Source organism: Pseudomonas sp. NPDC088429, assembly GCF_044753305.1.
GTDB lineage: Bacteria > Pseudomonadota > Gammaproteobacteria > Pseudomonadales > Pseudomonadaceae > Aquipseudomonas > Aquipseudomonas rustica.
The window spans coordinates 93730-104259 of the sequence record NZ_JBIVMX010000015.1; the positions used below are offsets into that span (position 1 = coordinate 93730).

At 59.4% G+C, this 10530-nt stretch carries 7 protein-coding genes; 1 reads left to right on the forward strand and 6 read right to left on the reverse strand.

Annotation, left to right across the window (positions count from 1 at the left end; genetic code table 11):
* Nucleotides 1–148 precede the first annotated feature (148 nt).
* Nucleotides 149–2623 carry an RHS repeat domain-containing protein gene (locus ACIP66_RS11120; protein WP_400647950.1) on the forward strand — a complete coding sequence of 825 codons (2475 nt, stop codon included), beginning with the start codon at nucleotides 149–151 and terminating at the stop codon, nucleotides 2621–2623.
* 93 nt (nucleotides 2624–2716) lie between these two features.
* On the opposite strand, the gene ACIP66_RS11125 is transcribed toward ACIP66_RS11120, so the two are convergent.
* The 6 genes from ACIP66_RS11125 to ACIP66_RS11150 form a co-directional block, all read right to left on the reverse strand.
* A complete protein-coding gene (locus tag ACIP66_RS11125; RefSeq protein ID WP_159812211.1) occupies nucleotides 2717–4168 on the reverse strand; it encodes a mannose-1-phosphate guanylyltransferase/mannose-6-phosphate isomerase in 1452 nt (483 codons plus the stop codon).
* A gap of 102 nt (nucleotides 4169–4270) precedes the next feature.
* Nucleotides 4271–4927: an alginate O-acetyltransferase AlgF gene (locus tag ACIP66_RS11130; RefSeq protein WP_105705573.1), complete on the reverse strand. Its 657-nt coding sequence runs from the start codon at nucleotides 4925–4927 to the stop codon at nucleotides 4271–4273.
* A gap of 14 nt (nucleotides 4928–4941) precedes the next feature.
* Nucleotides 4942–6117, reverse strand: a complete 1176-nt coding sequence (locus ACIP66_RS11135; protein ID WP_400647954.1) for an alginate O-acetyltransferase — start codon at nucleotides 6115–6117, stop codon at nucleotides 4942–4944.
* 10 nt (nucleotides 6118–6127) lie between these two features.
* On the reverse strand, nucleotides 6128–7693 hold the full coding sequence (locus tag ACIP66_RS11140; protein WP_053117293.1) for an MBOAT family protein: 1566 nt from the start codon (nucleotides 7691–7693) through the stop codon (nucleotides 6128–6130).
* A gap of 191 nt (nucleotides 7694–7884) precedes the next feature.
* On the reverse strand, nucleotides 7885–9009 hold the full coding sequence (locus ACIP66_RS11145; RefSeq protein WP_400647957.1) for a mannuronate-specific alginate lyase: 1125 nt from the start codon (nucleotides 9007–9009) through the stop codon (nucleotides 7885–7887).
* An 8-nt stretch (nucleotides 9010–9017) separates the two neighbouring features.
* Nucleotides 9018–10478, reverse strand: coding sequence for an alginate O-acetyltransferase (locus tag ACIP66_RS11150; RefSeq protein WP_400647960.1), 1461 nt, complete (start codon nucleotides 10476–10478; stop codon nucleotides 9018–9020).
* Nucleotides 10479–10530 lie beyond the last annotated feature (52 nt).

The following is a 10530-nucleotide window of genomic DNA, read 5'->3' on the forward strand; positions in this document are numbered from 1 at the left end:
TGAGCACCATCCTACCGAAGGGCCGGCGCAATGGATATTCGTAGAACAGTCGATTGCGCCGTTGGTCGGGACTGTAATTTCTGACAGTAGGCACGCGGCACTTTGCCTGCTGTGATAACCGCACGCACCAAGGACGTGGTCGAAACCCATGGGCATCCACAGTCATACATCGATGCTTGAGGTGAATGATCCACGCGGACTGCAGATTCGCAACGTGGATTACTGGCGCGACGATGAAAACCGGCCTGCTGAAACGCGTATCCACCGTACGGCCCTCGACGTCGCCGGGCATGCCGTCAAACAATGGGATCCGCGACTGTGGGCGCTGCAAGCAACGGATCCGTTGACGCCGGCCAACCTCACTTCGGTGCATGCATTGAATGGCGAAGTGCTGCGTTCGGACAGCACCGATGCCGGTGTGCATATCAAGTTGCGTGGTCTGGGCAATCAAGTGTTGTCCGCTTGGGACAGTCGTGGCACGCGGCACGAGAATGAATACGATCAGCGTCTGCGCCCGACGGCGAAGTTCGAAGAGGCCGTGGCCGAGCCCCGACGCTGTGTCGAGCGCTTGGAGTACGGCCGGCCGGGGGAGGGCGATGCGCAATGCAATCAGTTCGGCGAGCTGATCCAGCACTTCGATCCCGCTGGTTGCGTGCTGTTCACACAGTTCGCGATCAGCGGCCAAAGCACTGAAAACACCCGCCACTTCACCCAGGATTCTGTTGCGCCGAACTGGCCACCTTTGCTGGATGATTGTCTGCGATTGCTCGAACCGGGGCCTGGTGCGACCACGCAATGGCGCTTTACGCCACAGGGGACGCTGCGCGAACTCATTGATGCCAAGGGTCATCGACAAACGTTCGAGATGGCCGTGGATGGCCGTTTGCGTGGCGCTGCTTTGCAATTGAAGCATCAATCCAGCGCGCACCTGTTGGTCAGCGATATCCGCTACAACGCTGAAGGCCAGGTTGTATATGAAATGGCGGGCAACGGTGTCAGCACGACGTTGCTTTATCGGCCACAGGACGGTCGACTGCTCGAACGTCTGACCAAGAGCACTGTTGGCGTGGTGTTGCAGCATTGGCTTTATCAGTACGACCCGATGGGCAATGTACTGAGCATTGAAGACAAGGCACTCCCCGTGCGCTATTTCGCCAACCAGCGCATCGAGCCAATCAGGCATTTTCGCTACGACAGTCTTTACCAGTTAATCGAAGCCACTGGCTGGGAGTCGCTCGTTACTCAGCGGGGCCCCGGCGCGAGCGGCCAGGCGGATCCCGCAGCGATCGGCAACTATCGGCAGACCTTCCGTTACGACGCCAGCGGTAATCTCCTGCAATTGAGCCATGTCGGCGGACAAGCTCAGGGTCATCAACTCAGCGCCGCTCGCTACAGCAATCGTTGCCTGTCCTGGCGCAACGGTACGGCCCCCACGGAGGCGGACATCGCTGCCGCGTTTGATAGCAACGGCAACTTGCTGGCGCTGGAGCCCGGGCGAAATCTGCAGTGGAACCTGCGCAATCAGCTCAGTCGCGTCACGCCCATTACCCGCGAGAGTGGGCTCGATGATCGCGAGTCTTACCTGTATGACGGCGCCGGTTTGCGCGTGCGCAAAATCACTGAACGACAGACCCCTGCACGCGCAGTGATTGCCGAGACGCGCTATCTGCCCGGGCTGGAACTGCGCAGCCACAGCGGTAACAACGAGCATTTGCAGGTGATCAGCGTGGCGATCGGACTCAACAGCGTGCGCGTTTTGCATCGTGACGGCGGACCGGATCGCTACCGCTATGGCTGCACCGATCACGTCGGTTCCATCGGTCTTGAACTGGATGGCGATGGGCAAATCATCAGCCGCGAAATGTTTTATGCCTTCGGTGCAACGGCGTGGCAGGACGGCGATGTCAGCGACAAAAGCCTCGGTTACTCAGGCAAGGAGGAGGATGCCACCGGCCTGCATTATTTTGGCTTCCGTTACTACGCCGCGTGGCTGCAACGCTGGGTCAGTCCCGATCCCGGCGAAGAGGTCGACGGGCCAAATCGATACCGGGCGATGCGCAACAATCCGCTGTTCTATCGCGATCAGGATGGATTGGTTTCATTGCCCACTCAGGCCTCAGGCAGTGCGGCATTGCGAATGCAGGAATCGTCTCGAGGTCTGCCACAGGTTTCATCCGAAACCAGAGAAAGGATTGCTCAGGGCGCACAGGTCATTGGCAAGACCTTGTCTTACGCCAAGCATCCGTTGATCGGCGCCGTGGGCAGTGTGCTGGAAACCGGCGGGCGCGTGCTCGAAGTCTACGATGCGCAAGCACAGATGCAGAGCCGCCAACGCAGCCCCCAGCACATGTTGCCAACGAGTGTGCCGGTTGCCAGCAACACCTCATCACTGTTGAGCAAGTTACCGGAGATGGCCGCTTTCACCGGTTTTAACCATCAGATTGGCGAAACAGCCGCACAGTCCAGCGCAGCGCCGAGTGCACTCTCGATGCAGTTATTCGCCGCCGGATTCGGTTCGGCGACGCCACCGAACATATCGATGGCGCTGATGGCCGAGGATCCTTCGAAGATGGGCAATAAACGTGGCAAACGCGCCACGGTTACTGCGGCGCATCATGAATGAAGGGGCTGTCTGGGAATAAAAAAGCCCCCGCCCAATCCGCTGCGGATAGGGAACGCAACGGGCTGGACGAGGGCTTCTTGTTTTGCCGATCAGTTACTGCGCGATGGTTTTCACCGACACGCCGCGTTCGATCGGGGTGGAGCGGCCGTAGATGTCTTCGAAGCGTTCGATGTCGTCTTCGCCCAGGTACGAGCCCGACTGGACTTCGATGATTTCCAGCGGGATCTTGCCCGGGTTGCGCAGGCGATGCACCGAGGCGATCGGGATGTAGGTCGACTGGTTTTCGCAGAGCAGGAACACGTTTTCATCGCAGGTCACTTCGGCGGTGCCGCTGACCACGATCCAGTGTTCGGCGCGGTGGTGGTGCATCTGCAGCGACAGGCACGCGCCCGGTTTCACCGAGATGTGCTTGACCTGGAAACGCCCGCCCATGTCCACCGAGTCGTACGAGCCCCACGGACGATAGACTTCGCAGTGGTTCTGGGTTTCGCTGCGGCCCTGCTCGTTGAGCGTGTTGACCATTTGCTTGACGCCCTGAACCTTGTCTTTGTGGGCAATCATCATGGCGTCTTTGGTTTCGACCACGACGATGTTTTCCAGACCGATCACCGACACCAGTTTGCCGTTGCCGTGGATCATGCAGTTCTTGCTGTCCTGGATGACCACGTCGCCTTTGGTGACGTTGCCGTTGGCGTCTTTCTCGTTGACTTCCCACAGCGACGACCAGCAACCGACATCGCTCCAGCCAGCGGTCAGCGGCACCACGCAGGCGCGCTGGGTTTTTTCCATCACGGAGTAGTCGATGGAGTTGTCCGGGCAGCAGGCGAAGGTGGCTTCGTCCAGCGTCACGGTGTCGGCATCCTGCTCGCTGCGCTCAAGGGTCAGCAGGCAGGTGTCGTAGATGTCCGGATCGTGCTTTTTCAGCTCTTCGAGGAAGCGGCTGGCGCGGAACAGGAACATGCCGCTGTTCCAGTAGTAACCGCCGGACTGCACGTACTCGGTAGCGCGTTTGACGTCAGGTTTTTCGACGAAGTGCGAGACGCGGCTGACGCCTTCGGGCAGCAGCGAATCCGCAGTGGATTTGATGTAGCCGTAACCGGTTTCCGGTTTGGTCGCCGGTACGCCGAACAGCACCATTTCGCCGTTTTCAGCGGCGACGGTGGCGAGGGCGAGGGCGCGTTGCAGGGCTTTCTGGTCTTCGAGGACGTGGTCAGCCGGCAGCACCAGCATCAGTTCGTCGCGACCTTCATTGACCAGCATCATCGCGGTCAACGCCACGGCCGGCGCGGTGTTGCGGCCGAACGGTTCCATCAGGATGCGCTGGCATTCCAGATTGCGATTGCTCAACTGCTCGTTGACGATGAAGCGGTGATCCTTGTTGCAGACCACGATCGGGGTGTCCATGCCTTCGAACACCAGGCGCTCGAGGGTCTGCTGGAACAGCGTGTGTTCGCCGGTCAGGGCGAGGAATTGCTTAGGGAACTGCTTACGCGAAAGCGGCCAAAGACGTGAACCGCTACCACCTGACAAGATCACCGGAATCATATTGTTTACTCCATAAAATGCAGTTGAGAGCTGCAAGCTGCAAGCGGCGAGTTAGAAGCGCTTTACTTGCAGCTTGAGGCTTGTAGCTGATAGCTCGAGCGTTTAGCGAGTCGACACCGGGCGTTTTACCCAGACTGGCGACAGGCTGCTGCCGCTGCCGGTGACGTACAGCACCGCAGCTTCGCCGCGCTCAAGGGCGACCGGTTTTACGTCGCCGACTTTCTTGTCACCTTCGTACAGCGCCAGGCTGACTTTCACCGGGTTGATTTCACGTTCGCCACGGCCCTTGGCGGCCACGTTCGGCACCACGTCGGTCTTGCCGTCGGCGGTCTTCAGGGTCAGCGGCTTGTCGCTGAGGTTCTGCACGCGTACCAGGGATTTCTGCTTGTTCTTGAACGGCGGCTCTTCGATCAGCTGCGGCGCGCCGGAAGCGTTGTTGACCAGGGTGTAGTAGTGGTCACCGGCGAGTTTCACCGGCAGGGTCTGGCTGCCGACTTTGGCGCTGTAATCACCGCCCGGCATGAAGCTGAAGTCGCTGCTGGCCAGTGGCGCAACGTCGCTCAGGTTGGTGCTGCCGACGGTGGCGCTGACTTCAGCGTTGCTGGCGTTGTAGACACGCACGAAGGACGAGCCTTTCGGTGCAGTCGGGCCATAAAGTGCGGCGTCACCACCGGCGAAAGCTTGAACCGACAGCACGCTCAAACCTGCAACCAGTGCAATGCGTTTTGCGAGACGACGAGGAGTAGTAGTGAAAGTCATGGTGTACCTCTCTTTCAGTTTTGCGCCCGATCGGGCGTCTCGGATTTAGTGTTGATTGCTACGTTTTGTTGGCGCGCGCCGGCTTGTTTAAGCTCTGCGACCCACTGCGGGTCGGCGTCGCCGATTTCGTTGTTCACAGGCAGATATCGTTCAGGAAACTCCCAGATCAGCACCTGTGGCGGGCTGTTCTTGAAGTCATCGCTTTTCAGGTAGCTGAGCATCGGCAGGATCGGGCCGTGGCCGTCTTCGGCGTAGCTCACCACGTCGCTGTGCAGCGCTTGTTTCAGGGCACCGACGAAGTTCCAGTTGGGGTTGGCGCTGTAGCTGGTGCCGACCAGTGCCACCGGCACTTCATTGCTGGCGAACAGCGCGTCGTCTCCGGCAGGCTGATCACCAGCCGCGACGGTGTTGCGCTTTTGCAGCGGCTCTTGCGCCGGCATCAGGTTTTCAAACAGCGGATCGAGCGGCAGGAACAAGCGCAGATCGCCCTTGTGTGTAACCTTCTCGGCCGGTGTGGTGACGAAGCGTTGCGGCTCGCCGCTGAGCGGGAACTTGTCGGCGATGGTTTTCGCCAGGGTGTTCGCGGCGATCTCGGCGCCCTCAGGCGTCCAGTGCGTATCTGTGCGCAGGAACACTTGCTGACCACTTTGCTTGGCCTGCTGGAACGGCTTGAGCAAGTCAGGGGCGAGGATCTTGTCGGCGGCTACACGAGCATGGAAATCCTGATAGAGATTTTCGTGGATGCTCGCCGGTTTCACTTCACCCAGATGCTCCGGGTAGAGACGAACCTTGGCCGGCACGATTGCCATCACCAGTTTCACGCCTTTCTCTTTGAGGGTCTGGCGCACGCCTTCGACCAGCGCGTAGTTGCCTTGCAGGTTCAGCTCTTCGTTGACGATCGGGTTGAATTCTTCATCGCTGTACAGCCACTGATCGAGACCGAGCACCACGCCCGGACGACCTTCGTTGAACAGTTTGAAATCCAGCGCGGCCCAGAGGTTGGTGCCCAGACGCTTGATCGGGAATTCATCGTCGTAGTGCGTTTCCACAGCCTTGGTCCAGCGACCGTTGAGCACTGTCGCATCGGCATTGGTGCTGAAGCCGAAGAAGCTGCGAACCGACCACAGACCCAAGACCAACAGGGTCACCAGGAACAGGGCGATGTAGAAGATGCGTAATGAGCGGGTCATGTCAGATCCCTCAGAACTGGAAGTAAAGGAACGGCGAGAAGCTTTGCGCCGAGAGTTTGAGAATCGAGGCGATGAACAGCAGCAGGATCAGGCCGCGCATCACGTAGCGCGACCAGTCAGCGCTCCAGTAGGCCGGTTGCACCTGGGCTTCGACGCCGACGGTGTAGCCAGGCTCATGGATGCTCGCCGGGTTTTCGCCGGGTGCGGCTTTGATCATTCCCGGAGTCGCCGTGGCAGGGCCGTTGGCCTCAACGTTGACTTCAGGTTTGCTCTTGGCCGGTGGCTGGTTGGTGTACAGATCGCGCAGGCCGAAGAACGCCAGCGTCACGTACGCCACTACCAGAGTTGCCACTTGCAGACCGGTAAGGCTGGCCTGATTGAGTTCCGACAGCGACCAGTCGCCGAAGCTGAACATCGCGCCGTACATACGGCCGGCAACGTGCAGGTTTTCGGCGCGGAAGATCACCCAGCCCATCACCACGAGCAGGAAAGTCAGCGCCCAGCGGATCGGATTGAGGCTGCGTGGCGAGGTGTTCAGGCCCAGCGCTTTTTCAATCGCCAGCCACATGCCGTGCCAGGCGCCCCAGACGATGTAGGTGATGTTCGCGCCGTGCCACAGACCACCGAGGAGCATGGTCAGGAACAGGTTGCGATAGGTCATCAGCGTGCCTTTACGGTTACCGCCGAGGGTGATGTACAGGTAGTCACGCAGCCAGGTCGACAGGCTGATGTGCCAGCGACGCCAGAACTCGGTAATCGACTGGCTGATGTACGGCTGTTTGAAGTTTTCCATGAAGCGGAAACCCATCATCAAGCCCAGACCAATGGCCATGTCGCTGTAACCGGAGAAGTCGAAATACAGCTGCGCGGTGTAGGCCAGTGCGCCGAGCCACGCGTCACCGGTGGTCGGGTTTTGCAGGGCGAAGCAATGGTCGGCGACCACCGCGAGGGTGTCGGCGATGAAGACCTTCTTGATGAAACCCTGCATGAACCGCGTGCAGCCCTCGGAGAATTTATCGAGGGTGTGCGTGCGGTTGTTGAACTGGTCGGCTAGGTCGCGGAAACGCAGCACCGGGCCGGCAATCAAGTGCGGGAAGATCGCTACGAAGGCGGCGAAGTCGATCAGGTTGCGCGTGGCCGGGGTGTCGCCGCGATACACGTCGATGATGTAGCTGATCGACTCGAAAATGTAGAACGAGATACCGATCGGCAGCAGCACGTGGGTGAGGATGAACGGCGACAGACCGACCGACGTCATCATCGCGTTGATGCTGTCGACGCCGAAGTTGGCGTACTTGAAGTAGCCGAGGATGCACAAATCGACGGCGACACCGAGCAACAGCCAGCGCTGCGCCGGTTTGGTTCTGACACCGGCGGCACCGACTTTGAGGCCGATCCAGTAGTTCCACAATGTGACGGCGGCGAACAGCGCGAGGAAGTCCACACGCCACCAGGCATAGAACACGTAGCTGGCGATCAGCAGCAGCAAATTGCGATAGCGTTGCCCGCTCAAGTAGTACAAGCCGAGAAAGATCGGCAAGAACAGAAACAGGAACACGTTAGATGAAAATACCATCCCGATCTCTCCATGTTTGAACCAACAGTCAAGGGCCAAAGCCCCCCCAAACCCCCCAAGAAAAACCGGCGGGCCAACTCAAATTCGATGCCCCCTGTAGGAGCTACCGAAGGCTGCGATCTTTTGATCTTGATCTTTAAAGGCCAGATCAAAAGATCGCAGCCTGCGGCAGCTCCTACAGGGTTGTGGTCTTACGAGCCTTTGTTGCCCTTTTCATGGGACGGGTCGTAGACCTTGGTCAGATCCCCACCGAGACGGAAGGTCTTGAACGGCTGCATGCCGCGCTTTTTCTCGATGACATCCGGCGCACAGGTGTAGAGCGTGCAGAACGGTTCGAGCCAGGCGAATTTCATGTCCTCTTTCAAGTCGGTCATGTCCTGCTCTTTGCCGTTCTTCTTCTCGAATTCATCCGGGTCTTTCACCCCCGACAACACCCGATCACCCAGACGCTTCAGCGCACCGTTGTTTTCCTGACGCAAATCGACCCCGTTGACCTGGGCGAAACTGGCGATCATCGCCAGCGGCGGCAGGGCGTAGTTGTGATAGGCGAGGGCGCGTTGCTGGCGCTTGAGTTCGTTCGGCAGGTAACCGTCGGCATCGACTTGATTGGCGCCGACCTTGTATTCCTTCACCGCCCAGTCAAACAGGTCGCGGCGGTTGGTCGCGACCGAGGTCGCCATCACCGACCATGCGGCCCAGTACGAGTGGTTGTTGGTTTTTTCCAGCGGCAGGTTGTCCCAATCGCTGACCACCTGATCGGCCATTTTGCTGAACCACGCTTCGATCACCTGCGCTTCCTGCTGATGCTGCGCCAGCGGATGCGAGTCGGAGAATTTCAGGCGAATGTACGAAGAGGCCATGCTGCCCAACGCCCATTTGCGCATCGACTTGCCGGTGTGGTTGAAGTCTTTCGACATCAACGCATCGGCCTTGGCCCACGCGGTCAGCCAGTTCAGCGTGCAGTCGAGTTGCTCCGGACGACCGTCGCGCATGAACTGCATCACCCGTTTGGCGGTGCCGCGTTCCAGCGTGGTGATGTCTTTGGTGGTGTCGCGGAAAGCTTTTTCCGACTGCACGTTCAGCGTCGAACGCGCCTTGTCCGAGCCTTCGTATTTGCTGCGAAATTGCAGCGGCCCGGTGTACGGCGTCGGCATCGCGTCGCAGCCTTCGCTTTTGTCACCGGTCTTGAATTTATCCACAGGCGCGAAATAGCCCTGAGGTGGACGCAGTGGCGCGGCGGCCTGCGCGGTGCCGGCGAAGATCGCCAGCCCGAGCAGCGTCGGCGCTAAAAGAGTTTTCAGTTTCGAGTTTCGCATAGCAGACCTCATTGCCCGACCTGAGCGGTTTGTTGCCCAGCGCCCGGGAATACGTTGCGTTTGCAGATTTTCGCTTCGACTTTTTGCGGCGCGGTGCCCGCTTCCGGGCCTTGAACTTCGACCGCCAGCAGGTTCTGCGTGGCCCAGTCTTCGTCCGTGCGCAACTCAAAGGCGAAACGACCGTCGGTGTCGGAGGTTTGCGGTTTCTCGATCTTGATGTGCTCGTGGCGAGCGTTCATGTACCAGAGGGTGGCTTGCAGGGTTTTCACCGAAGGATCGGCGAAGCGGATGTCGACCTGATGGCTGCTGTTTTGCAGGTTCAGGTTCTTGCTGTTGACCAGCAGTTCTTGTTTGCCGCCCGGCTTGAGCGTGGTGCTCGCGGACATCTGTGCGTCTTTGCCTTCGCAGCCGTTGTCGAGCAGGGACATCATTTGGCGATAGATGGTCTCCTGGTCGAGGCGATACAGCGGCGAGAATTCCCAGATGAGAATTTTCGGCGGGGTCTTCTGGAATTCGTCGCTGCCGAGGTACTGCAGCATCGAACCTTCCAGACCACCGCCGGGGAACGCGACGTTGAGAATGTCGGCGCCGATGGCTTCTTCGAGGAAACCGGCGAAGTTGTAGTTCTTGCCGCTGTGCGAAGTACCGACGAGGGTGATTTGCGGGTTGCCGGAATCGCCGAACAGATCGCCGTCGCCAGCCTCGCCCTTAGGCTCGGTGGTGAATTGATCCATGTACTGGATCGCGTAACTGGTGCCGCACAGTTGCCCGGCCATGTTGTGCAGGGTGCCGGTCTTGCCCATGCGCCCGGAGCGTTTGGTTTCGAATTCACGCTTGGGCACGTCGGCGAAGGCCGGGATCTGCTTGACCTTCTCGGCGACGATTTTCGCCGTGCGCTGTGCACCGTATGGCGTCCAGTGTTGGTCGCCACGGAAGTAGAAATCGTGGGCGGGCAGGGTGTCTGGCAGCGATTCGTTGGTCAGCGGCGACAGATCCGGCACGACGTAACCCATCTTGGCGAAACGGCCGAGCATGGTCTTGTAGTTGCCCAGCGCTTTCTCGTAATCGAACGCGGCTTTTTCCTGCGGGTTGAGCTTGTTGCGGTTCACCAGGCCACGGGTTGGCTGATAAACAATCACCAGCTCGACGCCTTTGGCCTTGAACGCATCGTGCAGCTGTTGCAGGCGTTTGTAGCCGGCCGGGGTGGTGTTGAACTCGGTGCGCAAATCTTCCTGAGTGCGGAACAGCCAGTCGCCTTGCGCCTGCACCAGCGTGGTGAAGTTCTGCTGATAACGCGTGGTGTAGTTCTTCGCGTCATGGGCGGCCGGGCACAGGTTGCAGCACGGTTCGGCGCTGAACTTTGGCGGCGTGGCGGCGGCGCCTTCATCGGCGCGGGCGCCGTTGCTGGCCGCGAGAATGCCCACGGTCAGGGCCGACAGGCTGAGTAATTTGATCAAGTGTGGGTGCATAAAATTATCCTCAGTCCTGCATTTCGGTCTGGCGTTCGACAGGGTCGATCAG